Raw genomic sequence first — 26,946 nt, forward strand, 5'->3', positions numbered from 1 at the left:
ACTGCGAGCAAAGTCGAAAACCGCAGGGCGCGCAACCCGGTAACATTTCCAATTTGCCGTCATCTTTTTTGGTTGGCTGTCGGATTTTCGTCGTGAAGATCGTCCTAGAATGGATCGCGCATGATCGATGTACAAACCGCAAGGAGCACGACAATGCCACAGTCCCCCAAGCCCTTCTCCTGGTACGAGCTGATGACCACCGATCTCGACGCCGCCGAGGCGTTTTACACCTCCGTGGTGGGCTGGAGGGGGCAGCCTTTCGAAGGGGCCCAGGGCATGCCGCGCTATATCGTCATGAATGTCGGCGAGCGCGGCGTCGGCGGGTTGATGACGCTGCCCGATGACGCGCGCAAGATGGGCATGCCGCCGGCCTGGGTCGGTTATATCCTCACCAGGGACGTCGATGCCGCAACGGCCTCCCTCAAGAAGGCTGGTGGCGCGGTTCACCGCGAGCCCGACGACATTCCTGGCGTCGGCCGCTTCGCCGTCGTTGCAGACCCGCAAGGCGCGATGTTCAACTTCCTGCAGCCCAGCGGCCCCGACCAGCCGCCGCTACCGTTGGCGACCCCCGGCAACATCGGCTGGCATGAGCTCTACACGTCAGACTGGAAGGCGGCGTTCGATTTCTATTCCAGCCAGTTCGGCTGGGAGAAGGGCGACGCCATGAATATGGGTCCGATGGGCGTCTACCAGCTTTTCGCCTTCGGCGGCGAGCCGGTTGGCGGCATGATGAACAAGCCCGAGCAGATCCCGGCGCCGGTCTGGCAGTTCTATTTCAACGTGCCCGGCATCGACGCGGCAGCCAAGCGCGTCACCGACAATGGCGGCAAGATCCTGATGGGTCCGATGGAGGTCCCCGGCGGCAGCTGGATCATACAGTGCACAGACCCGCAAGGCGCGCACTTTGCTCTGACAGCGCCCGGGCATTAACGGCCGCGCTGATCGCGGGGCCGCCATCGTGCGGCCCCAAGGCTGCAGCACGCCTCACGACTCACTCACCGACAGTTGAATGCAGGCCGGACCATGTGAATGGTCCGGCCTTTGGCGATGACCTATGGCCGGGCTAGGTGAAAATGGAGTCGTAGATGAAGCTTTTCGAAGGCCTCGCCGGATATCAACCGTTCGCCCTTGCCGCCTTGCGCATCATGACGGCGCTGCAGTTCATTGAGCACGGCACCCAGAAACTGTTCAATTTCCCCGTCGGCGACCATGCCGGCACCATGAGCGGGCTATCGCTGACCGCGGCCATCCTGGAATTCGGAGGCGGCATCCTGCTGGTATTGGGGCTTTTCACCAGACCGGTGGCATTCCTTCTCAGCGGCGAGATGGCGATCGCCTATTTCATGGCGCACATGCCGCGCGACTTCTTCCCGGTCAACAATGGCGGCGATGCGGCAATATCGTTCTGTTTCATCTTCCTGTATCTGGTGTTCGCCGGCGCCGGCGCCCTGGCGCTGGACAACCGCCGCGGTGCCTGAAACGTCACCCACGCATCCGCTCGAAATTCGCGTCGAACAGCGGGATCGGCTGCATGCGCGCAGCGTGGCGTTTGCCCAGAAGCTCAATCTCGAAGCCGTCGGCTTCGTCGGCAATCTCTTTCGGCACATAGCCGATGGCGACGGACTTTTTCGAATGATGCGCGTAGCCGCCCGACGTGACCCAACCGCGCACGGCACCGCCGTACCAGATCGGCTCGTCGCCGATGACGTCGGCATCGACAGTATCGACGACAAAGGCCCGCAGCCGCAGTCTGCCGCCTTGCTTGCGCTCGGCCAACGCCGCCTGCTTGCCGATGAAATCGGCTTGCTTGCCGTAGGCGACGAAGCGGTCGAGGCCGGCCTCCAGCGGCCCATAGATCGACCGGTATTCGCGCGCCCATGAACCGTAATTCTTTTCCAGCCGCAACGCATTGAGCGCGCGCGAGCCGAACAGGCCGATGCCGAATTCCTCGCCCGCCGCCATCAGCGCCTGATAGGCGGCGCGCTGATATTCCGGTGCGACCCAGATCTCGTAGCCGAGATCGCCGGTGTAGCTGACCCGCCCGACCAGGCACGGCGCCATGCCGATATCCATCTTGCTGATGGCCATGAACGGAAAGGCCGCATTCGACACGTCCGACCGTGTGACCTTTTCAAGAAGGTTCCGCGCGCTCGGCCCGGCGATCGACAAGCCGGTGAGTCTTTCTCCTAGCGCTTCGATACTGACTGAGCCGTCTTGCGGCGGATGCGCCTCGAACCAGCGCATATGGTACTGCTCGGCGACGCCGGAGCCGGCCAGGAACCAATCGTCACTTTCCGAATTTGGACTGCCGAGATTGGCTAGCGTGAAATCGCCAATTAGCCTTCCGTCTTCCTTCAGCATCGGCGCCAGCGTCATGCGGCCGGGCCTTGGCAACTTGCAGGCAAGCAGGCGGTCGAGCCAGGCTGCAGCGCCCTCGCCGGTTACCCTGTATTTGGCGAATGACGAGATTTCCGAGAGACCAACGCGTTGCCGAACCGTCTCCACTTCTTTCGCCACATGCTCGAAGTCGCTCGAGCGGCGCCAGGAGAATTCGTCCTTGATCCCTTCGGGCGCATACCACAGCGGCACTTCGAGCCCATAGGCGACGCCCCATTGCGCGCCCTCGGCCGACAACAGATCATAGACCGGCGTCGTCTTGAGCGGTCGCCCAGCCGGCAGTTCCTCGTTCGGGAAGCGGATCGAAAACCGCCGCGAATAGTTCTCGCGCACCTTGGCGTTGGTATAGGCCATCGTCGCCCAGTCGCCGTAGCGCGACACGTCCATCGCCCAGATGTCGGCGCCGGGATCGCCCTCGATCATCCAGTTCGACAGCGCCAGGCCGACGCCGCCGCCCTGCGAGAACCCCGCCATGACACCACAGGCCACCCAGAACCCCGGCAGGCCGCGCACGGGCCCGACCAGCGGATTGCCGTCCGGCGCGAAGGTGAAGGGTCCGTTGATGATCTGCTTGATGCCGGTGTTCTGGAAGGCCGGGAAATGCCGGAAGCCGACCTCCAGCGACGGCGCGATCCGGTCGATGTCGGCTTCGAGCAGCTCGTGGCCGAAATTCCATGGCGTTTGGAACTCGGACCATGGCTTGTTGGCCTTTTCATAAGTGCCCATCAGCATGCCGCCGCGCTCCTGGCGCAAATACAGCTCGCCATCGAAATCCACGGCATGGATGATTTCGGAACCAGTCTTCTGGTTCCAGGCGGCGACTTCCGGCATGTCCTCGGTGATCAGGTACATGTGCTCCATCGCCAGCACCGGCAGCTCCAGCCCGACCATGCGGCCGACCTCACGCGCCCACAGGCCGCCGGCGTTGACGACATGCTCGGCCACCACCTCACCCTTGTTGGTGATGACACGCCACAACCCGTCGGCGCGCCGCACAATGTCCTCGACCTTGGTGAAACGCTCGACCTCGGCACCAAGCTTCCTCGCGGCCTTGGCGTAGGCGTGGGTGACGCCGGAGGGGTCGAGATGACCGTCCTCCTTGTTGCGAACGGCGCCGACGAACTGCTTGGGGTCGAGCAACGGCATCAGCTCGGCCGCCTCATCAGGCGATATTTCTTCGAGGTCGATGCCGAGATAGCGGCCCTTGGCGACGACGCCGCGCAGCCAGTCGAGGCGCGCCTCGGTCGCCGCCAGCAAGACGCCGCCAGTCAGATGCACGCCGGTCGCCTGGCCGGACAGTTCCTCGATCTCCTTGTAGAGAGAGATTGTGTATTTCTGCAGCTTGGCGACATTGGGATCGCCATTGATGGTGTGCATGCCGCCGGCGGCGTGCCAGGTCGAGCCGGAGGTCAATTCATTGCGCTCCAGGAGCACGATGTCGGTCCAGCCGTGACGGGCCAGATGGAACAGCACGGAGCACCCGACAACGCCACCGCCGATAACCACGACCTTTGCATGCGATTTCATGAGGTTCTCGTTATTTCAAAGGGTTGGATGGGTTTCATGATTCTGGAGGAGAAGAGAATGAAGCCGAACAAGACGAGCGGCGCCTAAGGCTCGCTTTGCCCGATCGCTTCCTTGCGCTTGGCCACGTACGCCTCAAGCGCCTCGCGCCTGGAGATTTCCATCACCGGCTCGACATAGTCCTCCAGCGCCTTCTTCCAAAGCCTCGTCGCCCGCGCCGTGGCATCGAGCCCGCCAGCCTCCTGCCAGGCCTCGAAATTTTGCCAGTTGGACAGCATCGGCTGGTAGAAGGCTGTGGCGTAGCGCTCCAGCGTGTGCGGCTCGCCGAAGAAGTGGCCGCCGGTCGGAACCGCACCCAGAGCCTCGACAGCAAGCTCGGCCTCGTTGACCTCGATCGGGCGCAAAAACTCCATCATGTGCTGGATCATCTCGACGTCGATGATGAACTTTTCGAACGACGCTGTCAGTCCGCCCTCTTGCCAGCCGGCGGCATGGTAGACGAGGTTGCCATGGCCGAGCACCGCGCCCCACAGCGCCATCAGCGTCTCATAGGCGCCTTGCGCGTCGGCGGCATTGGAAGCCGAGCCCGGCGTTGTGCGATAAGGCAGGTTGTAACGCCGCGCCAACTGTCCGGACGCGATATTCGCCTTGGTGTTTTCAGGCGTGCCGAACGCTGGCGCTCCCGATTTCATATCGACATTGGAGGTGAAGGCGCCATACATCACCGGCGCGCCGGGGCGGACGAGCTGCGTCAGCACCACGCCGAACAGCGCCTCGGCATTCTGCTGGGCGAGCGCGCCGGCAAGCGTCACCGGGCTCATCGCCCCCATCAACGTGAATGGCGTCACCGCCACCGACTGGCCGAACTCGGCCATCGTCATCAGCCCCTCGGCCATCATCTCGTCGAAGCGGCGCGGCGAATTGACCGAAATGATCGTGGTGACGCCGGGATCGTCGCGCATCTCGTCAAGCGTCAGTCCGCGCGCGATTGCCATCATTTCGATGCCGTCGAGCGCCCTGCCGCGGCCGATGGCCGAGACGTGAAAGCTTTTGTCGGTCAGTGTCAGATTGGCGAAATAGGTGTCGAGATGACGGGAATTCGCCGGCAATTCTACCGGCGCGCAGACCTGGTTGCCTAGCATGTGGATGCAGTTGAAATGCTGCGCCAGCCGGACGAGATCGGAATAATCGCGCAAATTGCCGGCACGGCGGCCGCGCTCCATGTCGTGCACATTCGGCGGCCCGGCGACGAGCGTGAAGTTGATGGTATTGCCGCCGAGGTGGACGGCATGGGCGGGATTGCGCGGCGTCAGCGTATAGCTGGACTGCGTCGTCTTCAGCGCTTCCTCGATCATGCCGCGATAGATGCGGACGTTCATCGTTGCATGGTCGACCTTGGCCCCGGCCTTCTCGAACAGCGACAGCGCCCGCGGGCTCATCACCTCGATGCCGAAATTCTCCAAGATATGCATCGACGCCTGGTGGATCGCCTCGATCTGGTCGGCCGAGAGCATCGCCATTGGCGGATAGGGATTGGTGACGCGGCGCAACGGCAGTTGCGGGATGGCGGTCGGTCCCCTGTTGCTGGTTCGCTCGGCGCCGCGCTTGCGTCTTGGTTCGCTCATGCCGCGCATCAAAGCGCCGGCATGAGGATCGAGCTGTCAAGAATCCGCCACCTGCGGGCGTGATTTTAGCCAAGGCGCCATTGCGGGAATTTCAGGTCGGTAAAAGCGACAACAAACGTCGGAATGTTTATACCTGCTCAGTGTCGGCCAAAGCGGCCGATGAGCCGTTAAGGAAGACAGCAAGATTCCTTTTATGTTTTCGGCCTAATGCTCTTCCAATGCGTAGGTCGAGTTTTAGTAAAATTATAGCGATTGCCGCGCCGCTGGCGCTTTCGGCCTGCGCGACGCCACCGAACCATATCAACGATGTCTGCGCCGTTTTCGACCAGAATGACGGCTGGTTCGACAATTGGCAGGCGGCGGCACAACGCACCGAGCAGAAATACGGTGTGCCGGTTCCCGTGCTGATGGCGACGGTGCGCAAGGAATCCGGCTTCAAGAGCAACGCAAGGCCGCCGCGCACCAAGCTGCTGGGCTTCATTCCCTGGAAACATATCTCCAGCGCCACCGGCTTCTCGCAGGCGCTCGACGGCACCTGGGCGCAATACCAGAACGAGACCGGCAGCTGGGCGGCGCGCCGCACCAGGTTTGCCGATGCCGTCGATTTTGTGGGCTGGTATCATTCCAAGACCGCTGACACGCTCGGCGTCGCCCGCAACGACACATACAATCTGTATCTCGCCTACTATCTCGGCTGGAATGCCTACAAGCGCGGCAGTCGCGGCGATGCCGACGTGCAGCGCTATGCGCATGCCACCGAACAGATGGCGCAGGACTACGCCGCGCAGCTACGGCAATGCGCGCCCTAGCCTATTAACGGCTCTCAGCCGCCCTTGGGTTTGCGCGGCTTGCGCGTCGCGTCCTCGGCCTGTCGGCCGTCGCCGACAGTCGGCGGCATGATTGGTGCCACCTGGCTGTCGGCAGAGCTTGAGGTGCCGGTCTCTGAAACCTCGTCGCGAACCTCGTGACGGCGGGCTTTGGCGACCGCTTCGGCATTCTCCACTGCCTGACCCTCGGCATCGGCTTCAACGCTGCCAGTCTTTCCATGCGGGCGCTTGGGCGGATCTCCGGCAAAGCCCGGGCCAACACCGCGGTTTGCATCATCCGGCACGCCCTCATTTGCGGCGTGCTCCTTGTCGAATTTGATCACCGGCTCCATTTTCGCCAGCACGTCGTCGGACAGCCAGCACAAGCTCATATGGCCGTCGCCGAGATTTTTGACTGGCGGCACCGTGGTTTCGCAAAGGTTGTCCGGCACCAGTTTCTTGTAGCCGCAGCGCGTCTGGAACGGACAGCCGGACGGCGGGTTCATCGCCGAAGGGATGTCGCCCTCCAGCACGATGTGCTTCTTGACCACGCTTGTGTCGGCGATCGGGATCGCCGACAGCAATGCCTCGGTATAGGGGTGATAGGGCGGCGCGAATATCTGGTCGGTCGTGCCTTGCTCAACGATATAGCCGAGATACATGACGACGACGCGGTCGGCGATGTAGCGCACCACCGACAGATCGTGGCTGATGAACAGCATCGTCGTCTTGTTCTTGCGCTGGATGTCCATCAAGAGCTCGGTCACCGCGGCCTGGACCGACACATCCAGCGCCGAGACCGGCTCGTCGGCCACCACCACCTTGGCATCGCCGGCAAAGGCACGCGCCACGCCGATGCGCTGTTTCTGGCCGCCTGAAAGCTGGCGCGGCTTGCGCGTCTCGAATGCCCTCGGCAGCTTCACCAGGTCGAGCAGTTCCAGCATCCGCTTGCGGCGGTCGGCCACCGTGTCGCCGACATTGAACTTTTCCAGCGTACGGATGATCTGCGAACCGACCGAATGGCTGGGATTGAGCGTGTCGAACGGATTTTGGAACACCATCTGGATCGACGACACCGTGTCGACGCTGCGCTTCTCGATCCCGGTCGACTGGATCTCCTTGTTGCCGAGCTTGACGCGGCCGGAGCTTGCCGTTTCGAGGCCGAGCAGCACCTTGGCCAGGGTCGATTTTCCGCAGCCGGATTCGCCGACGATCGCGACGGTTTCGGATTCGCGCGCCATAAACGAGATCGTCTCGTTGGCCTTGACGACACGGCCCTCGCTCGAGCCGAACACTTCGCTGCCGCCGACCTTGTAGTACTTCCGGAGGTCTTCGATCTGGAGCACCGGCGCACCGGGCACCACCCGCTCGTTGACCTTCTTGGCGCCGGGTGGCAGCGCCTCCCAGTCGATCTCGTTGAAGCGCACGCAGCGCGAGAAATGCCCGTCATGGCCTTCGACCGCGATCATCGGAATTTCGGCGGCGTTGCAGACGCCCTCGACGAAATGGTGGCAGCGCGGGCCGAAATTGCAGCCCTTCGGCCGCTCGTGCGGTAGCGGCAACTGCCCCGGGATGGATATCAGCGGCCGCGAGTTCTTGTCGGCGCCCGGCAGCGGGATCGAGCGGAACAGGCCTTGCGTGTAGGGATGGCGCATCCGGTCGAAGACGTCCTTGATCTTGCCGGTCTCCACCGCTTCGCCCGAATACATCACCGTGATGCGGTCGCAGGTCTCCAGGATCAGGCCGAGATTGTGCGACACGAAGATCATCGAGGTGCCGAACTTCTCGCCCAGCCCCTTGACCAGGTCGACGATGCCGGCCTCAACCGTCACGTCGAGCGCTGTCGTCGGCTCGTCGAGCAGAAGCAGCGCAGGCTTCGACAGCAGCGCCATGGCAATGACGATGCGCTGCTGCTGACCGCCGGAAAGCTGGTGCGGGTAAGAACGCATCATGCGCTCGGGATCCGGCAGCTTCACCGCGCGCACCATTTCCAAGGCGCGTTTGTAAGCTTCGTCCTTCGACACCTTGTCGTGGATCAGTGGCACTTCCATCAGCTGCTGGCCGACCTTCATCGCCGGGTTAAGACTGGCCATCGGCTCCTGGTAGATCATCGCGATCTTGTTGCCGCGGATAGCTCGCAGTTCCTCGTCGGACAGTTCTCCCATGTCCTTGCCCTGGAATTTGATCTTTCCGCCGACGATCTTTCCGATGTTGGAGAGGTCGCGCATGATGCCCAGCGACACGGTCGACTTGCCGCAGCCGGATTCGCCGACAATACCCATCGCCTCGCCAGGCATGACCGTGCAGGAAAAATCCATGACGGCCGGGATCTCGCCCTTGCGGGTGAAGAAGGAGATCGACAGGTTCTCGATCTCGATGATCGGCCCATTGGTCGGCCCATTGGTCGGCTTGGCGGGATTTCGAACTGCCTCATTCATGGGTCGCTCCAATCCTTGTTCTTCAGGCATGTCGGGCCGAACCCGGCATCGATCTTCCCGGCATCAATCTTTCATAGACTGTTCGCGCAACGAATCCGCGAGGAGGTTGAGGCCGAGCACGAACGACATCAATGCGATCGTCGGCGGCAGCGCCGGGTGGATGAAGGAGCGCAGCAGCCGGCTGGCATCCTTGATCGCCGTGCCCCAGTCCGGGCTTTCCGGCGCCAGTCCCAGCCCGAAATAGCCGAGCGTGCCGAGCAGGATCGTGGTGTAGCCGATGCGCAGGCAGGCGTCGACGATCAGCGGCCCGCGCGCATTGGGCAATATCTCCCACAGCATGATGTACCAGGGCGATTCACCGCGCGTTTGTGCCGCCGCAACATAGTCGCGCGTTTTGATATCCATGACCAGGCCGCGCACGATGCGGAACACGCCGGGGCTGGAGGCGAACACCACCGCCACGAAGATGTTGAGCTGGTTGGGATCGATGTGGATGATCTTGAACGGATCGGCATCGAAGACAAGGCCTGCATAGATCCAGCCGCCAAGTACCAACGTCAGGCCAAGCAGGATATAGAGGCGGTCGGGGCGGTTCTTGTAGCGCGTCCAGAACAGCACACTGAAGAAGATGATCGGAAACAGGAAGAACAGCCCTGCCATCGCGTAGGGGATCGGCGTGTCCATGATGCCCGGCGTCACCAGCAGGTAGAACAGGAGGATCACCGGGAAGGCCAGCACAAGGTTGGCGAGGAAGGACAGCACCGTATCGATCTTGCCGCCATAATAGCCGGCCGGCAGGCCGAGCGTAATGCCGACCATCAGCGCAAAACCGGTCGCCGCCGGCGCGATGATCAGCACGATCTGGCTGCCATAGACCATGCGGGAGAACACGTCGCGGGCGAGCTTGTCGCCGCCGAAATAGTATACAAGTTTCGACGCCGGCTCGATTGCGCCCGGCAGCGCGTCCTTCATGATCGGCACTTGGGCGAGCGGATCGAAGGGCGAGATGGTCGACGCGAAGATCGCCGTAAACAGCCAGAACAGGCAGATGCCGACGCCGACGATGCCGACGCCGCTGTCGAAAAGCTGGCCGTAAAGGCCTAGCTTCTTCTTGTAGCCGAAGCTCGCCCCCATCACCAGGGTGAGAGCGATCCAAACCGGCCAGAAGCGGGTAAGCACGCCGAGTACGACGTTGAAGGCGCTGAGATATTCGACCTGCATCCGCCGGTCTCCTATTGAACTCTGATGCGCGGATTGAGGAACGCGTAGCCGACATCGGAGATGAGCTGTGTGATCAGGACGATAAACACCGAGACCAGCGAGCAGCCGAGCAGAAGATCGATGTCGTTGTTGCCGGCGGCCTCGACCAGGGTGTAGCCGAACCCCTGGTAGCGGAACATCACCTCGACGATGACGACGCCGGTGAGCAGCCAGGGGAACTGCAGCATGATGACCGTGAATGGCGCGATCAGCGCGTTGCGCAGAGCGTGCTTTATCACCACGCTGCCGAAGGAGAGGCCCTTCAGCCGGGCGGTTCGGATATATTGCTGTGTCATCACCTCCACCATCGAGGCGCGGGTCATGCGAGCGATGTAGCCGATGCCGTATATCGCCAGCGTCATCACCGGTAAGGTGAAATTATAGAAGGTGATGCCCTGGCTGGCCGAGGCCGCCGAACCGTTCAGCACGCCGAGCCAGGAGGCGAAGATGACGGTGAAGATGACGCCCGAAACATATTCGGGCGTCGCCGTCGAGGCGATCGAAGCCACCGATAATGTGCGGTCGGTGCGTGAACCCTCGCGCATGCCGGCGAGAATACCGATCAAAAGCGAGATCGGCACCATTACGGCCAGCACGCAGAGCATCAGGATGCCGGTGGCGCTGAGCGCCGGAAAGAGTTTTGAAGCGACCGTCGTCTTGAACTTGGTCGAGCAACCGAAATCGCCTTGCAGGATGCCGGAGAATGTCGGCACGACCGGATCGTTGCAGAAGGAGAAACGCTGTGCGGGCTTGCCGGTCGCCGGGTCGGTCACCGGCTGCTTGGGCATGATGCCCAGCCATTGGCCGTAGCGGATAAAGAAATTCTGCCGATAGCCGTGGTTGACCAGCCAAGCCTCAAGCTGCTCGGCGGATGTGTGCATTTCGGTCTGGCTGATAGCGAGCTTCTTCAGATTAGGCCCGAGATTGACCAGGAAGAAGACGATCATCGTCAGGCACAGCATCGTCACTGCCATGGTGCCGAGACGCCGGATAACGAAAGAAAGCATGGCGGTCCCCTGCCGGTCGGGTTGGGGGGTGGAACCGGTTTGCAAGCCGTGCGCTGCCGCCAGCGGCAGAACAAGCCTTCAGACCAGTCCCAGATGCAATACCCTTTTTATTGCAGACCCAGGCCGAAGAGTCCGCAACTTTTTGCTGCGCCGACTTCCGGTCCAAGGACCATGCAAAGAGCGAGGGAAAGGGGCGAGACGCCCCTTTCCGGATCGTCCGGTCAGGCCTGGTCGAGCCAGACCTTGCCGTAGTCGCGCTCGAAGGTCGGGTGCATCTTGTAGTTCTGCACCGCCTTGACCGAATGGCTGTAGAGCTTGCGCCAATAAGGCTGGATGATAATGCCGGAATCCTGCAGGATCTGCTCGATATCCTTCATCATTTCCTTGCGCTTGGCGGCGTCGGCAACTGCCAGCGCAGCGTTGAGCTTGGCATCCCACTCCGGATTCGACCAGGCCGTCTCGTTCCAGGCCTCACCTGTGCGATAGCCGATCGCCAGAACCTGGACGCCGAGCGGCCGCATGTTCCAGTTGGTCATCGACAGCGGATACTTCGTCCAGTCGTTCCAGAAGGTCGAACCCGGCAGCACCGTACGCTTGACCTTGATGCCGGCGTCGCGCATCTGCGCGGCGATCGCGTCGCCTGTGTTCTTGTGCCAGTCTTCGTCGACCGTGATCAGTTCGTGCTCGAAATCGGCCTGGCCGGCTTCGGCCATCAGCGCCTTTGCCTTGGCCGGGTCGCGAGCAATCTTCGGCAATTCATAGTATTCCGGATGGATCGGGGCGACATGGTGGTTTTCGGCAACCGTGCCGGCATTGCCGTAGCCGAGCTGGAGGACGACATTGTTGTCGACCGCGAGCTGCAGGGCGTTGCGAACCTTCTGGTCGCCGTAAGGCTTGTTGGTGACGTTGGTGCGGCAGACGATCGTCGACGCGGTGACGACCTCCGACTTCGCCAAGTCCATGCCGTCGAGAATGGATACATAGTCGGCCGAGGTTTCGAAGTTGGTGTGCACTTCGCCTGCCTCGAAGGCGCTGACCATGGCCGCCGGATCGGTGCCGTAGTCGATGAACTCGATGCCGTCGAGGAAGACCTCGCCGTCCCACCACTTGTTATCTTCACGACGCTTGTAGACCACCTTCTGGCCGACATCGTAGGAGACCAACTCGAACGGCCCAGTGCCGATCGGGCAGGACTTGAAGTCGCCGCCTTTTTCGTCGAACGTCTTGTGGACGATGAGGCCGGGATAGTCGCACACGTTGGGAATGAGGGCGATATCCGGCTTGCTGAGCGTCAGCTTGATCGTGTGGTCATCGACCTTGGTCACCGCGCTCTCATCCAGCTTGTCGTCCTTGACCAGCGAACCGAGGCGACCTGGCATGGAATTGCCTTCGGCCTTCTTGTCGGCCCAACGCTTGAGGTTGAAGATGACGTCGTCTGCGGTGAACGGATCGCCGTTGTTCCAGGTGACGCCTTTGCGCACATGCAGCGTGTATTCGGTGGCGTCGTCATTCACGTCCCAGCTCTCCAGCAGATAGGGGCGGAACGTGTATTCGGTGGTGTATTTGACCAGCGGCTCGAGCGCCTGGCGCTCGGCATTGGCGATTTCCGACCAGTCGGACTTGCGCGGATCCTTCGGATCCTTGATCCATTGCGCGACCTTCAGTATGCCGCCTTTCTTGCCCTTCACCTCTTCCGCCTTGGCCGGCGTGGGGTCTGCGAGGCCAAGCATGCCATAAGCCATCGCCGTCGACGCGCCGAAGACGCTGGCGAGAGCCAGAAATTCGCGACGATCCATCTTGCCTGCCTTGGCATCTTCGGCCATGGCCAGGATGTGATCGGGAACGCGGTCGCCGTTACTCTTGTAGATCGTCATGACTAACTCCCATTGTTGGCTTTCTGCCTTTTAACATTCCGCATCCGCGCCATGATGTCAAAGACGGCAGGGATTGGGAACATGCCAAGGAATGTGCAACTTTGAAAGCAGGGCGGTTCGCGCGATAACGACAGTCTTGGCGCAAATTTGCTACTGCGCCAGGGATTTCGTCCGAAATCCCCACGGGCAATTAAACTGGGACATTCGCCGCTGCGCCGTTCGTTCTTCGGACAACCAACTGTTCTGCGCGAACGGCCGGTTTCAATATTCCCGTTCGTAGAAAACACCGCCTTTGGCTTCGCCGGCGTCGGTTGCCTCGCCACGCAGCTTGACGCCGCGCCCCACGTCGAGATCGACGGTTGCCTTGCCCGAGCCCGGCCTGTCGCCCTTCTGGATCGTCACGTAGGTGCGGTCGTTGAGATACTTGCCCGCCGAGACGGCGGTGCCGCCCTGTTCGTCGGTGATCACGTCGAGGTCGTCGACGCCGATCGCGCTGCGCAGGTTCTGCAGCAGGGAGGTCGAGCCGCCGACGCCGGCTAGTTGTCCGGCAGCCTCGGCAAGCTGCGCGATCTGCAGCGGCGACAGGTTCGACATCGAACGGCCGAAGATCAGCTGCGCCAGCACCTCGTCCTCCGGCAGCACCGGTACCGAGGAGAAGGTGAATTTCGGGTTGTTCGCCTCGCCCGACACCACGATGGTCACGGTGGCGCTGGTCGTCTTCGATTGCGCCGTGAGATTGAGGTAGGGCACCAGAGAGCCGGAAAAGCCGACGGAGCCTTCGGTGAAGGTCAGCCGCTTGGCAAGGATCGTCAGCCGCCCGCGCCGCAAGGTGAAGGTGCCGACCGCCTGGGGTGACGATGCCGGACCGGTCAGCCGCAGCGAACCGCCGAGCTCGGCGTCGACGCCCCTGCCCTGGATGAAGATCTGGCTCGGCGCGTTGACCGTGACGTCGAGATTGAGGCCGCTGCCGCCGCCACCACTGCTTGCAGCGGCCGGGCGCAACGCCTTGTCCTGCGCACGCACGGCGGCCGGCGCATTCTTGTGCTTGACGTTGAGCTCGGCCAGCGAGCCGGGCAGCTTTTCGGGTACGGTGATGACGGTCTTGGCCAGGTTGACGGTACCGGAAATCACCGGCGCGGAGGTGAGCGGTCCCTTGACGGTCAGGTCGCCGCCAAGATTGGCGGTGACCACCTTGCCGTCGGTATAGCGGCCGTCGACGAGCTTGATCGACAGATCGGCCGGAAAACCCTTAGCCGGATCGATGCCGACGGTGCCGCTGGCCGAAAGGCTGCCGCGCGTCGACAGCGTGCCGGTCAGGCGATTGATCCTTGCCACGCCGCCACCGATGGCGACATCGGCAGTGATGTCGTTGATCGCAAGCCCCGAGCGCGCGTCGAGCAGGCGGGCGCCTGACGTGCGGACCGTGCCTGAGATCACCGGCGACGTCGCCGGGCCGCGCACCTGCACATCGACGTCGGCCGTGCCGCTCAGGGACAGGCCTTGCGCGGCGAGTGTCCTGGTGAGGAAGGCGAACGGCACCTTGCCGGAAAAGTTGAGATCAAGGGTGGGCGCGCCTGATGTCGTCATCGTGCCGCCGCCCTTGAGGCCGAGGCCGGCGGCATCGCTCATGTTGGCGTCGAAGGTCAGTCTGTTGCCCGAATACGTACCTGAGGATGAAACGCCCATGCCGCCGAAACCTGCACCACGGGTCTGCGACGTCTGAACGCCTGCGGCGTCGATCTTGAAGGCAACGGCCGGATTGGCCGGCGCGCCCGTCACCTTCACAGTGCCCGAGATGGAACCGGCGGCATCGAGGCCCGGCGAAAAACTGTTGGCTATCGAGATCGGGACGCGGGCCAGCGTCGCGTTGATGTCGAACGCCTGCCCAGCCTTGCCCGTGACCGTCGCCGTGCCGCCGCCGAGGTTGAGCACCAGCCTGTCGAGGCTGGTCACTCCATTGGCGATGTTGATGGTCGAGGCCTGGGCGATGGCCGCCTTGACGCCGCGGATGGTCGCCTCGCCGGAGGCAAGTTCGACCGTCGTCGTGCCCTTGACCGCCTTGACCCGGCCGGCCGCCCTCAGCGGAATATCCTTGACGGTGGCGCCACCGGAAAAGCCGGTCCATTCGCCGTCGCGCTTGAGATCGACGTTGACGCCCCGAATAGCCGTGCCGCCGGAAGTTACGCTGTCGGCACGGATTTTGCCCGAGATCACCGGTGCCGCCAGATAGTTGGCGATCAGCGCATCGATGCTCACGGCCTTGGCCGAGACATCGCCGCGCGAGATCGAGGCCGTCGTCGCCTTGACGGCGACTTGCGGCACGGTACCCGCCTTGGAGAAGGCGATCGTGCCGCGCACATCGCCATCGGCCTTTTCCAGTGCCAGAGCCGCAAGCGGACCGATATCGGGCAGGTCGAGCGCCACGGTGCCGGCCGGCAGGAAGGCATCGTCAAGCGCCAGGTCGCCGGAAATACGGTTCTTGCCGAGCGACAGCAAAAGCCCGTTGATGGCGCGTTTGCCGTCCGATGTCGCCAGCACGGCACTACCCTGCAGCGGTTGGCCGCCGACATTTCCGGTGAGTTGCACATTCGCAGCCGGGTTGGCAGCATCAGCCTTGCCGGTGGCAGTGAGCTTCAGACCGGTGATCTCGCGCGCCGCGACCGAAAGCCTGTCGCTGTTGACACTCAGCGACAGATCCGGCGCGGTGCTGGCGCCTTGCGCATTCAGCGCGAAAGAGATGGCGCCTTTGGCGTCCTTGGATAGCAGCGAGACGTCGCCTAGCGCGCCTTTGACGTCGGCGCTCAGCTTGTTATCGGCAAGGCTCGCCTGCCCGTCTGCGGTCAGCGCGCCTGATGACAGCCTGATCGCGTTGGCGGTGACATTGCCGTTGGCATCCCGCTTCAGCGCGGCACTGAGTTGCGTTCGCTCGGCGAGCACGCCATGCACCGCCGCCGGCAGCGCCGCCGACGCGGCATCCGCCTTGAGATTTAGATCGATGGCGCCGTCGGCCAGCGAGACCCGCCCGTTGAAGCCGCTGTTCAAAGCGTCGCTGATCACCGTGCCGCTATCGATGATGACAGCGTCGGCGGCCAGGCTACCGGCGACCTTGGCAGTGATTTTCCCTGCAATCAGCCGCGCGACGGTCGGATTGTCGATTCCGAGTTTTTCGGCGGTCACCAAGCCGGAGATCGGCCCGGTCCGGGCTTTCACGTCGAAGCGATCGGAGTGCAGCGCAAGCGTGATGCCCTCTATCTTAGCTAGATTGGTGGCGGCCGATGGCAGCGTCGCGGAGATGTCGAGCTTCGGCTGGGTGCCCTGCCCGGCCGCGTTTAGCGATATCGCCTGCAGCTCGAGCTTGATCGGGCTCGCCTTGCTGCCGAGCGACAACGGCAGGCTCGGACCGGTAGAGGCCAGGTCGAGCGAAAAATCGCTGGCACCGTTCGGATTGATGGTGCCGGCTGCCTTGCCGGAGATTTTCTCGCCGGCAAGCGTCGCCTGCTCGATGGCCAGGCCGCTGGCCGACGAGAAACGGCCTGCCGCGTCGAGATCCACCGGCCCGAGCCCAGCCTGCCGGGTCTGGCTGGTTTCGGCGCCGCTGAGCCGGGCGGTGAAGCGAATATCTGGGGCAGCCGACGATCCGGTGACCTGCGCGGTGCCGCTGAGCGCGCCCACGGCATCGAGACCCGGTGAAAAATCATTGGCAAGCGCTGCCGGCACCGCCGACAAGGTGGCAGCGAGATCAAGCGTCTGGCCGGCCGTACCCGACACGGCAACCGAACCACCGCCGACACCGAGCTCCAATTTCTCTATGCTCACCCTGCCATTGGCGATTGTCAGCGCTGATGGCTGCGCGACAGCTGCCTTGATGCCGCGGACGGTCGCCTCGCCCGAGGCAAGCTCGATGCTGGTGGTGCCGTTCGCAACCCTGACCCGCCCGGACGCGCTGGCCGGAATGCCGGCGACCGTGGCGCCGCCGCTAAAGCCGGTCCAGTCGCCATTGCGCTTCAGGTCGACATCGATGCCGCTGATCACCGTGGTTCCGGAGGTGATCGTGTCGGCCTTGATCTTGCCGGCGATTGCCGGTGCTTTGAGATAATTGGCGACCAGCGCGTTGACGGCGATTGTCTTCGCCGCCAGTTCGCCGCGCGAAATCACGGCGCTCGTCGCATCGATCGCGACCGTCGGCGCTCCGTTGTCGTTCGCAAAGCGGATGGTGCCGCGCACGTCGCCGGCTACCGACTGGCCTGCGAGTGCGGCCAGCGGAGCAATATCGGCGGCATCGAGGGTCAACGTGCCGAGCGGCAGCAGGTTGTCGTCGAGCCCGAGGTCGCCGGAGACCTTGTTGTCGGCTAACGAGACGGCAAGTCCATTGATGGAGCGCTTACCGTCGGTTGTGACCAGCGATGCCTTGAGGTCGAGCGGCTGGTCGTCGACCGAGCCGGTCAGCGAGACATCGGCGGCGGGACTGGCGATATCGGCCTTGCCGCTCGCGCTCAGCTTGATCTGCTTCACCGCATGGCCGGACGCCGTCAGGCTGTCGCTGTTGGCCGAAATCGAGAAATCCGGTGCGCTGCGCGCGCCGCTTGCGGTAAGCCCGAAACCGACGGCGCCGCCGACGTTGGCGCCGACCAGCGGCGACAGCACCGACACGTCGCCCAGCGTACCCTTGATATCGGCCCGGATATCGGTGCCTTGCGCACTGGCGGTGCCGCTGGCGCTAAGCGTGCCGGAGGTGAGTTGCAATGCGTTGGCGGCGAACGCACCGTCCGGGTCGCGTGTCGCGGTTGCGGAAAACTGCACGCGCTCGCCGAGAACCGAGCTGATTTGCGGCGGCAGCGCCGTCGAAGCCGCGTCGGCATTCATCTTGAGCGTCATCGACAGATCGGCAAGCGCCACCGTGGCTGTTACGGACGCATTGAGCGCGTCGCTGCGTAGCGTGCCTTCGTCGACGACAATCTGTTCCTTGCTGACGGAGCCGGCGAGACCGGCGCTGACCCTGCCCGTTATCAGCGGCGCCAAAGTCGCGACGTCGGTGTTCAGGCCGGCCGCCGTCAGCTTGATGGTGACCGCCCCGCTACGGTTCTGGATGTCGAAACCATCGGAATGCACTTGCCCGATCAGGTCGTCCACCCGCGTGCCGCCCGCCACCACCGAGACCAGCGACGCGCCGATATCCACCATCGGCGCCTTGCCATCGCCGAAAGCGCGGGCCGTGGCATCCTTGATTGCCACGGTTATCGGTTGCGCCTCGCTGCCGAGGCTGAGCACGATCGGCGGCCCCTTTGCGGCGAGCTTCACCGAAAGGTCGCTGGCGCCGTTCGGATCGACAATGCCGGCCGCGGTCGCGTGCAAGGCGCCGCTGTCGATATTGGCGCGCTCGACATCGACGCCGCCGGCCGCGGTCGCCGTGCCGGCGAGGTCGAAGGTGGTCTTGCCGGCAAACAGCGGTTTCAGGGTTTCGGGCAGGAAGCGCTCGAATTCGCCATCGCCATTGGCCTCGACATAATGACCCTTGTCGGTGAGCTGATGGCGACCGGTAAGCTGGGTGACGATCCGGCCGTCGACAACGAAGGTCCCGATGCCATTCCAGTTGGCGAGCGGTCCGGTGCCGGAAACGACAATGTTGACCGGCGGCGCGCCCGGCAGGTTGAGCAGGTTGGCGATGATGCCGCCGGCCGGCTCGGATGCCTTAAGGTCGAGGTCGAGCTTGTTGTCGGCCGGCGCGAAATGGGCTTTGGCGTCGACCGTGCCTTGCTTGCCGTCGTGGCGAACGATCTTGAGGTTGGTCTCGATCGCCAATGGTGAGGCGTCCGCCTTGAGCGCTCCCTTGGCTGCAAGTTCGGCGACACCGCTGCCGGCCAGAGCCTGCCCGAGCGCGATTTCGGGAAGGTCGAGTTGCCTGACGTCGATGGAAACCGGCAGCGTCGTCGCTCCGCTTTGGCTCGACTGTGTATTGGCCACCGGCAGCCTTGCCAATTCGATACGCTCGGCCCCAATGCGATCGGCGCTGAAGCTCTTCGACAGGAGTGCCAGCGGCGACCAATCGACGGCCACGTTGCGCGCCACCATCCAGGCGCCTTCGCGATCCTCCAGAACGACATGATCGACCCTCAGCGCGCCCGACCAGATACCGTCGATGCCGACGACAGTGACCTTGCGATCACCGGTCGAGGCCATGGTCGAGATGATGCCGGCAAGGTTTTCGCGGCCGCGCTCGGTTTTGGTCAGCACGACGAGCGCCCCCACCGCCGCCGTCACGACGATGAGCAGCGTGTAGAAAAGGATACGGAGGATGCGCCTGAATATTGCCATCAGAATGCCTGGCCGATGCCGGCATAAATGCCGAAATGAGGATCGTCGGGGCCGCGGTTGAGCGGCACCGCCGCGTCGACGCGTAGCGGCCCGAACGCCGTCAGATAGCGCAAGCCTACACCCGCGCCGACCTTCATGTCCGAAAAATCGGGAACCTGCCTGGTCGACACCGTGCCGGCATCGACGAACGGCACGACGCCGATCTTGTCGGTGACCGCGATGCGCATCTCGACCGAGGTCTCGAAGAAGGAAAGCCCGCCGATCGGCTCTCCGTTGCTGTCCTTCGGGCCGATGCCTTGATAGGCATAGCCGCGCACCGAGCCGCCGCCGCCTGAGTAGAAGCGGCGGTCGGCCGGAACATCTTGAAGGCCGGCGCCGATGATAGAGCCGATGGCGACACGTTCGGCGAAAACGAATTTCGAGGCCGAATCGAGCGACTGGTAGGCCGACCCCTCGCCCTTCAGTTTGACAAACGCAGCCCCGCTCAAAATGTCATAGCTCGGCTCGCCATAGGCCAGCACCCTGAAGCCCCGGGTCGGATTGAGCTTGCTGTCGCGATTGTCGTAGACATATTGCAGTGGAATGCTGGCGATCAGATAGGTGTGCTTGCCGAAAGCGTCGTGGATCCTCGAATAATCCAGCGCGACTTGCGCGGAAACCGTCTGCTTCTTGTCGAGTTCGTAGGACAGGCCGGTGCTGCCCTTGACCGAGAAATGGTCGTAGGCGTCGGGGTGCTCCAGCACGGTATTGACGCTGGCAATGAATTTCGACGCCGGCCCGACCACGCCCGGCTTTTCGAACATGACGCCGGCATTGTAATTGAGCTGGGTCAAGTCGTTGCTGCCGATGCCGCTGATCTTGCCGTCGATGCGCAGCTTTTCGGCGCGGCCAAACAGATTGCGATGCCCCCAATAGCCTTCGAGGCCCAGCCCTTCGGTGTTTGAGAAGCTGCCGCCAATGCCGAAATAGCGCGGCTTGCGTTCGCTTACCTCGACACCGATCGGGATGTTGCCCTCGGCGTCGAGCGCGTCGGCTTCCTTCACCGTCACGCTGTTGAAGACCTCGAGCCCGAGCAGCCGGTCGCGCGCGTCGTCGATCTCATCGGGCGAATATTGGCGCCCGCGCTTAAGGCCGGTCATATATTCGGTGAAGTCGCGGTCGACCTTTTCCGTGCCCTCGACATTGGTGTCGCCATAGCCGGCGACCGGGCCGGCCGCGACGGCAAGCGTCACGTCGAGCGTCGAACCGGCGTGCTCGGCGACGATCTCGCGGCCCGTCACCTTGGCCAGCGGCCTGCCTTCTTGCTTGAGTGCCCGCACGATCGCCGCCTCGGCCTTGAGCACGGCGCCCGAACTGGCGTCACCGCCGGCGATCAGGCCGAAATCGGCACTTGCCAGCCCCGCCGCATCGCCTTCCAGTCTGATGTTGCCAAGCGTGAATTTCGGCCCGGCTGCTATGCTTATCACCACCGGTATCGGCTGCGGACCCGAAAATTCGGCATCGGGCGGCAGATCGTCGAGCGGTTTGCCTTGGATCGTGATAGTGACCACACCCTCGTAGCGCGCGTCAGCGTAGAGTGCGGCAACAAGTTGCTCACGGTCACTGCGCGCCTTGGCCAGCAGGCCGAGAGAACCGGATACCGGGTGTTCCTCGTCGGCCTTCAGCGCCGAGGCGTTTTCGAGCTTCTCGGCGAGATCCTTGTCGGCGTCCGGCGCCTCGATCGTCACCGCATAGCGCAGCGGGTCGACGATATCGGCATCTTCGTCTTTGGATCCCCACAGCTTGATGCCGAAAATCTCGAAGGCTGCCGCACTTCCGGTTTCGGCAACAAGTGCCGTAGAGCACAACAATGCGAAAAGCAGGGCGCGCAAAAGCGCGCGCCGTGGCGCGGTTCCTCCCGACATCTGCCTTTCATACGCCGGCATTACGCTCCTAGCCTAGCTCGCAAACCTAAAATTGGAATGAAGTTCTGAAGCACTCGTAAAGGGGCCACAATCCAATTGCTGAAATAGACAGGGCTTGGAACTCACACCTTTTGCGTCGCCGCAAGAAAGCGTGATCCCCTGTCCTATGGAGCTACTACCGGTCACCGGCCGGAAAGCAAACCGTTGGCAGGCGGATCCTGCCGCGTCCCGATGTTGACAAGCGCGACTGAAGCTTGAAGATTTCTGGACGTAAGCACTTGTCTGGAGGGGTTTATGGCAATGCGCGCGGCTCGTGGTCTATCGATTCTTTTCCTTCTCTTTTTTGCCTGGAGCGGTGTCGCGCAAGCGGCCGAAGCCCGGCGGGTGGTGACATCGGACAATTCCGACTATTTCGGTTTCGATCTCAGATCCGACCAGAATGTCAGCCTCGACCAGTGCAAGACCACCTGCCTCGGCGACCCGGCCTGCCGCGCCTTCACCTACAACCTCAAGGCCAAATGGTGCTTCCTTAAATCCGATTACAATTCGTTGAAACCCTTCGGTGGCGCCGTCGCCGGCAAGGTCGTCAACATCGATGGCGATCCCGACATCGGCGCGCCACCCGAACTCGCCTTCTTCCCCAACTGGATGGCCGACCAGGCCCAGCAATACCGCAACAACCTCACTGGCCCGACCTACACCAAGCCGACAGAAGGGCTGACGGCGCTGAGGGCCGCCGCCGAACAGTCGGCGCTGACGGGCGATCATCGCTCGGCCATGCACAAATACGAAGCGGCGGTTTCGGTGTTGCCTTATGATGGCCAGCTCTGGCTCGAGCTGGCGCGCGAAACGCTTGCCGTCGATCCGACCGCCAACAGCTCGGAGCCGTCGACCCTACCGGCGAACGCCACTTCCGCCGCCTTCAACGCCTACAAATTGCTGCGCACCACCAAGACGCGCGCCGACGTGCTGGCGCTGCTCGGGGACGGCCTTGATCGCCGCGATCTCTACAGGCCGGCCCTGCAGGCCTACGAGGCGAGCCTCGCTCTCGTCAATTCGCCGGCAGTCAGGGCCGCCTATCAGGATCTCAAGGCCCGCAAGGGCTTCCGCGTCATCGATCATACCGTCGATGCCGACACCAGCGCGCCACGCATCTGCGCGCAGTTCTCCGAGGAACTGGTCAAGACTGGCGTCGACTACTCGCAGTTCGTTACTGTCGACAACGCCGCTCCCAAGGGCGTCGAAGCCAAGGACAAGCAGATCTGCGTCGAAGGACTCGAGCACGGCCAACATTATGACGTGACCTTCCGCGCCGGCTTGCCGGCCGCCATTGGCGAAGTCACCGCGGCACCGGTGGTTCTGTCGATCTACGTGCAGGACCGCGCGCCTTCGGCCCGCTTCACTGGCGACAGCTTCGTGCTGCCCGCAGGCGCACGCCGCGGCATACCGGTCGTCACCGTCAACATGAATGCCGCCGAAATGAAGCTCTTCCGCATCGGCGACCGCTCGCTGGCCCAGCTTCTGTCCGGATATCAGTTCCTGCGCCAGCTTGACGGCTACGACATTTCGAACATCTCCGAACAGATGGGCGAGCCGGTCTGGCAAGGCCAGCTCGACATCGCCAATGACCTCAACAAGGAAGTCACCACCTCCTTCCCAATCGACGAGGCTTTGCCGAAGCGCAAGCCCGGCGTCTATGTGCTGACCGCACAAGCCGTCAACGATCGCAGCGACGACTATGATTCCCACGCCACGCAATGGTTCGTCGTCTCCGATATCGGCCTGTCGACCTATACCGGACAGGATGGGCTGAACGTCTTTGCCCGTTCGCTCGCAACCGCCAAGCCGATCGCCGGCGCCGAGCTGACGCTGCTGGCCAGGAACAATGAAATCCTCGGCACCGCGACCACCGACGCGGAAGGGCGGGCGGTGTTCAATCCCGGCCTGACGCGCGGCGACAGCGGCATGGCCCCGGCCGTGCTGATGGCCAAACAGGGCGACGACGATTTCGTCTTCCTCGATATGGGCCGCGCCGGCTTCGACCTGTCCGACCGTGGCGTCGCCGGACGGCCGGCACCTGGCGCGCTCGACGTCTATGCCTGGACCGAGCGCGGCATCTACCGCGCCGGCGAAGATGTGCATGTCGCGGCCCTTGCACGCGACAGTGCCGCCAAGGCGGTCGAGAACCTGCCGCTGACCTTCATCTTCTCGCGGCCCGACGGCGTCGAGGACCGCCGCATCGTCAGCGATGGCGCATCGGCCGGTGGTCACGCGGTCGACCTGCCGCTGGAACCCAACGCCATGCGCGGCACCTGGACGGTGGCGATCTATACCGATCCCAAGCAGGCGGCGGTCGCCAGCCAGATGTTCCTGGTCGAGGACTTCGTACCGGACCGCATCGAGTTCGACCTGTCCTCCGACAAGCAGGAGATCGCGCAGGGCGAGACCGCCAACATTACCGTCGACGGCCGCTTTCTCTACGGCGCGCCGGCCGCGGGCCTCGCGCTCGAAGGCGAATTGACGCTGTCGACCGCCCGCGACTGGGACCGCTTCAAAGGCTATTCCTTCGGTCTGGCCGACGAACAGTCGGCGGAACCGACGGTGACGCCCTTCACCGGCCTGCCGGTGGTCAGCGAGGATGGCAAGGCGACCTTCCCGGTCTCCGTCGATCAATTGCCATCCACCACCAAGCTGGTCGATGCAAAGGTCACTGTCAGGATGCGTGAAACCGGCGGCCGTGCCGTCGAGCGCTCGCTGAATATCGGCATCCGCCCGCAGGGCCACATGATCGGCATCCGCCCGGATTTCGACGACGACGAGGTGCCGCAAGGCGGCACGGCCAAGTTCAGCCTGATCGCTGTCGACCCAGACGGCAAGCGTGAGGCGCTGAAGGGCGCGCAGTGGTCGCTGGTCAAGGTCGAGCGTAGCTACCAGTGGTACCGCTCGAGCAACTCCTGGAACTATGAGCCTGTCACCTTCACCAAGGCGGCGGCCAACGGCCAGGTCGACCTGAGCGCCGATGGCGAGGCGACGGTGTCGCTGCCGGTCGACTGGGGCCGCTACCGGCTCGAGATCGAGACAGCGGATCCGGAAGGCCCGGCCACCAGCTACGAGTTCGACGCCGGCTGGTATGTCAGTTCCACCACCACCGAAACGCCCGACGGCCTCGAGATCGCCCTCGACAAGGATACCTATGCGGCGGGCGAAGTGGCCAAGCTCAAAGTGTCGCCGCACTTTGCCGGCGAGCTGCTCGTCACCATCGGCGCCGACAAGCTCCTGGAGACCGTCACCGCCAGCGTGCCGGCCGGCGGCAGCACTGTCGACATCCCGGTCGGCGACGACTGGGGTGCCGGCGCCTACGTCACGGCAACGCTGTTCAGGCCGGGCGATGCGCAAGAGACACGTATGCCGGCGCGCGCCATCGGCGTCAAATGGCTGAAGCTCGATCCCGGCGCGCGGAAGCTTGCCGTCAGCTTGGCGCCGCCGGACAAGACCATGCCGCGCCAGCAGCTGTCGATCCCGGTCGCCGTTGCCGGCGTGCAGCCCGGCACCAACGCCTATGTCATGGTCGCGGCCGTCGACGTCGGCATCCTCAACCTGACCAACTACAAGGTGCCGGATCCGGAGAACTGGTTCTTCGGGCAGCGTATGCTCGGTCTCGAGGTTCGCGATATCTATGGCCGGCTGATCGACGGCTCGCTGGGTACAACCGGTAAGCTGCGCACCGGCGGCGACGGCGCCAACATGCAATCGCAAGGCAGTCCGCCGACCGAAAAGCTGGTCGCCTTTTTCTCCGGCCCGGTCCAGCTCGACGCCGACGGCAACGCGCGGATCGACTTCGACATTCCGCAGTTCAACGGCACCGTGCGCGTCATGGCCGTCGCCTGGACAAAGGAAGCAGTCGGCCATGCCCAGTCCGACGTCATCGTTCGCGATCCGGTGGTGATCACCGCCGGCCTGCCGCGATTCCTGGCGCCCGGCGATTCCGCCGTCATGCGGCTCGACGTCGCCGACACCGACGGCCCCGCTGGCGACTACAAGCTGACCATCGACACGACGGGCGACCTGTCTACCGGCAGTGCCGCCTTGCCTGAAAAGCTGACGCTGGCCAAAGGCAAGCGGCAGACGCTGACCGTGCCGTTGATTGCGCAGACCGCGGGCAACGCCTCGATCACCATCAAGCTTGCGCATGCCGACGGCACCACCGTCGAGCAGACGCTCTATGTGCCGGTGCGCCCGGCGCAACTGCCGGTGACCACTCGCATGGTCGTCGACCTCAAGGGCAATGGCGGCGCGCTGCGCGTCGACAAGGAACTGCTGGCGGCAAGCTTGCTCGATGGCGCTTCGGTCAGCGTCGGCGTTTCGCAGGCGGCTGCCTTCGACGTACCGTCGCTGCTGATGACGCTCGACCGCTATCCCTATGGTTGTGCCGAGCAGACCACCAGCCGCGCCATGCCGCTTCTCTACGTCAACGAGATGGCTTCCGGCATCGGCATGGCCAGCGACCCCGATCTGCATGGCCGCGTCCAGGACGCCATCTACAAGGTGCTGAGCTACCAGGCATCGGCCGGCAGCTTCGGCCTGTGGGGTCCGGGTTCCGGCGATCTGTGGCTCGACGCCTATGTCACCGATTTCCTGACCCGGGCGCGCGAGCAGAAATACGACGTGCCGGCTTTGGCGATGAACCAGGCGCTGAGCAATCTGCAGAACGCGATCGGCTACGATCAGGACGTCCAGGATCGCGGCAGCGAGATCGCCTATGCGCTCTATGTGCTTGCCCGCAACAAGAAGGCCTCGGTCGGCGATCTGCGTTATTATGCCGACACCCAGCTCGAAGCCTTTACCAGCCCGATGGCCGTCGCCCAGTTGGCGGCGTCTCTCGCGCTCTACGGTGACACGCAGCGCTCGGAGGCAACCTTCCAGGCCGCGCTGCAACTGGCCAAGTCGACACCCGAATATGACTATTACCGATCCGACTATGGCTCGCCGCTGCGCGACGGCGCGGCGATCCTGGCGCTTGCCGCGGAAAGCAAGCCGGTGCCGACCATCGTGCCGGCGCTGATCCAGCTGGTGACCAGGGAACGCGCCGACGCCAGGTGGACCAGCACACAGGACGAGTCCTGGATGCTGCTGGCGGCCCGCGCGCTGAAGGCCGGCAATGATTCGATCGCGCTGACCGTCAACGGCGCACCGCATGCCGGCGGCTATTCGGACCAGATCGCCGGTGGCGACCTGGCCGACAGTCCGCTGACCATCGTCAACACCGGCAGAAATCCGCTGCAGGCGGTCGTCACCACCGTGGCCTCGCCGATCCAGCCTCTGCCGGCCGGCGGCAACGGCTTTACCATCAGCCGTACCTACTACAAGCTAGACGGCACAGAGGCCAACGTGACGGAGGTCAAGCAGAACGAACGCTATGTCGTCGTGCTCAAGGTTTACGAGCAGAACACCTGGCCTTCGCGACTGCTGATCACCGACCTGTTGCCGGCCGGCTTCGAGATCGACAATCCGGGCCTGGTCTCCAGCGCCCAATTGACGAACTTCTCCTGGCTGGCGCAGACCGATGCCGCCCATCTCGAATTCCGCGACGACCGTTTCGTCGCGGCGTTCAATCCCAACGACGGCGACGGCGACCGCAACATCACACTCGCCTACGTCGTGCGCGCGGTGACGCCGGGCACCTACGCCCACCCGGCGGCAACGATCGAGGACATGTACCGGCCGCAATATTCGGCCCGCACCGCCACCGGCATGATGGAGGTCAAGGCGCCGTAAGGCAAAAAATGGCGGATAGGAATA

The 26,946-nt window shown here is 63.5% G+C and carries 12 protein-coding genes; 4 read left to right on the plus strand and 8 right to left on the minus strand.

The window, feature by feature from the left end; genetic code table 11:
• The first annotated feature begins 153 nt into the window (after window positions 1-153).
• Together NKI18_RS23335 and NKI18_RS23340 are read left to right on the plus strand one after the other, a co-directional pair.
• Entirely contained in the window at window positions 154-930 is a 777-nt protein-coding gene (locus tag NKI18_RS23335) for a VOC family protein (protein ID WP_352621375.1), read from the plus strand.
• 155 nt (window positions 931-1,085) lie between these two features.
• Window positions 1,086-1,478, plus strand: coding sequence for a DoxX family protein (locus tag NKI18_RS23340; RefSeq protein WP_023675853.1), 393 nt, complete (start codon window positions 1,086-1,088; stop codon window positions 1,476-1,478).
• A 4-nt stretch (window positions 1,479-1,482) separates the two neighbouring features.
• Here NKI18_RS23340 and NKI18_RS23345 read toward each other — a convergent pair whose 3' ends face one another.
• Both NKI18_RS23345 and NKI18_RS23350 read right to left on the minus strand, forming a co-directional pair.
• On the minus strand, window positions 1,483-3,924 hold the full coding sequence (locus NKI18_RS23345) for a GcvT family protein (protein ID WP_352621373.1): 2,442 nt from the start codon (window positions 3,922-3,924) through the stop codon (window positions 1,483-1,485).
• 83 nt (window positions 3,925-4,007) lie between these two features.
• On the minus strand, window positions 4,008-5,546 hold the full coding sequence (locus NKI18_RS23350) for a trimethylamine methyltransferase family protein (RefSeq protein ID WP_352621371.1): 1,539 nt from the start codon (window positions 5,544-5,546) through the stop codon (window positions 4,008-4,010).
• Window positions 5,547-5,764: 218 nt separating this feature from the next.
• On the opposite strand from NKI18_RS23350, the gene NKI18_RS23355 reads away from it, so the two are divergent.
• Window positions 5,765-6,355, plus strand: coding sequence for a transglycosylase SLT domain-containing protein (locus NKI18_RS23355; protein WP_352453201.1), 591 nt, complete (start codon window positions 5,765-5,767; stop codon window positions 6,353-6,355).
• A gap of 14 nt (window positions 6,356-6,369) precedes the next feature.
• Here NKI18_RS23355 and NKI18_RS23360 read toward each other — a convergent pair whose 3' ends face one another.
• The 6 genes from NKI18_RS23360 to NKI18_RS23385 all read right to left on the minus strand — a co-directional run bounded on the left by NKI18_RS23360 (window position 6,370) and on the right by NKI18_RS23385 (window position 21,168).
• Window positions 6,370-8,790: a dipeptide ABC transporter ATP-binding protein gene (locus NKI18_RS23360; protein ID WP_352621369.1), complete on the minus strand. Its 2,421-nt coding sequence runs from the start codon at window positions 8,788-8,790 to the stop codon at window positions 6,370-6,372.
• A gap of 63 nt (window positions 8,791-8,853) precedes the next feature.
• The gene (locus NKI18_RS23365; protein ID WP_352621367.1) at window positions 8,854-10,011 is read right to left on the minus strand and encodes an ABC transporter permease; all 1,158 of its coding nucleotides are present in this window, start codon (window positions 10,009-10,011) and stop codon (window positions 8,854-8,856) included.
• Between the two features lie 11 nt (window positions 10,012-10,022).
• Window positions 10,023-11,057: an ABC transporter permease gene (locus tag NKI18_RS23370; protein ID WP_352453204.1), complete on the minus strand. Its 1,035-nt coding sequence runs from the start codon at window positions 11,055-11,057 to the stop codon at window positions 10,023-10,025.
• Window positions 11,058-11,278: 221 nt separating this feature from the next.
• Window positions 11,279-12,931, minus strand: a complete 1,653-nt coding sequence (locus NKI18_RS23375) for an ABC transporter substrate-binding protein (RefSeq protein WP_352453205.1) — start codon at window positions 12,929-12,931, stop codon at window positions 11,279-11,281.
• A gap of 261 nt (window positions 12,932-13,192) precedes the next feature.
• Window positions 13,193-19,243 carry a translocation/assembly module TamB domain-containing protein gene (locus NKI18_RS23380; protein ID WP_352621364.1) on the minus strand — a complete coding sequence of 2,017 codons (6,051 nt, stop codon included), beginning with the start codon at window positions 19,241-19,243 and terminating at the stop codon, window positions 13,193-13,195.
• Window positions 19,243-21,168, minus strand: coding sequence for an autotransporter assembly complex protein TamA (locus tag NKI18_RS23385; RefSeq protein ID WP_352621362.1), 1,926 nt, complete (start codon window positions 21,166-21,168; stop codon window positions 19,243-19,245). Before NKI18_RS23385 ends, NKI18_RS23380 begins: the two co-directional genes overlap by 1 nt.
• Before the next feature lie 273 nt (window positions 21,169-21,441).
• On the opposite strand from NKI18_RS23385, the gene NKI18_RS23390 reads away from it, so the two are divergent.
• Window positions 21,442-26,922 (plus strand): alpha-2-macroglobulin family protein, encoded by a 5,481-nt coding sequence (locus NKI18_RS23390; RefSeq protein ID WP_353020670.1) that lies wholly within the window; start codon window positions 21,442-21,444, stop codon window positions 26,920-26,922.
• Window positions 26,923-26,946: the final 24 nt, after the last annotated feature.

This window comes from Mesorhizobium sp. M0800, assembly GCF_040320095.1.
In the GTDB taxonomy this organism is placed as follows: Bacteria; Pseudomonadota; Alphaproteobacteria; order Rhizobiales; family Rhizobiaceae; genus Mesorhizobium.

Excerpts from the sequence above, each read along its gene's own strand:
- NKI18_RS23335 (WP_352621375.1), top strand. The coding sequence starts at position 154 with ATGCCACAGTCCCCCAAGCCCTTCTCCTGGTACGAGCTGATGACCACC.
- NKI18_RS23340 (WP_023675853.1), top strand. The coding sequence starts at position 1,086 with ATGAAGCTTTTCGAAGGCCTCGCCGGATATCAACCGTTCGCCCTTGCC.
- NKI18_RS23345 (WP_352621373.1), bottom strand. The coding sequence starts at position 3,924 with ATGAAATCGCATGCAAAGGTCGTGGTTATCGGCGGTGGCGTTGTCGGG.
- NKI18_RS23350 (WP_352621371.1), bottom strand. The coding sequence starts at position 5,546 with ATGAGCGAACCAAGACGCAAGCGCGGCGCCGAGCGAACCAGCAACAGG.
- NKI18_RS23355 (WP_352453201.1), top strand. The coding sequence starts at position 5,765 with ATGCGTAGGTCGAGTTTTAGTAAAATTATAGCGATTGCCGCGCCGCTG.
- NKI18_RS23360 (WP_352621369.1), bottom strand. The coding sequence starts at position 8,790 with ATGAATGAGGCAGTTCGAAATCCCGCCAAGCCGACCAATGGGCCGACC.
- NKI18_RS23365 (WP_352621367.1), bottom strand. The coding sequence starts at position 10,011 with ATGCAGGTCGAATATCTCAGCGCCTTCAACGTCGTACTCGGCGTGCTT.
- NKI18_RS23370 (WP_352453204.1), bottom strand. The coding sequence starts at position 11,057 with ATGCTTTCTTTCGTTATCCGGCGTCTCGGCACCATGGCAGTGACGATG.
- NKI18_RS23375 (WP_352453205.1), bottom strand. The coding sequence starts at position 12,931 with ATGACGATCTACAAGAGTAACGGCGACCGCGTTCCCGATCACATCCTG.
- NKI18_RS23380 (WP_352621364.1), bottom strand. The coding sequence starts at position 19,243 with ATGGCAATATTCAGGCGCATCCTCCGTATCCTTTTCTACACGCTGCTC.
- NKI18_RS23385 (WP_352621362.1), bottom strand. The coding sequence starts at position 21,168 with ATGCCGGCGTATGAAAGGCAGATGTCGGGAGGAACCGCGCCACGGCGC.
- NKI18_RS23390 (WP_353020670.1), top strand. The coding sequence starts at position 21,442 with ATGGCAATGCGCGCGGCTCGTGGTCTATCGATTCTTTTCCTTCTCTTT.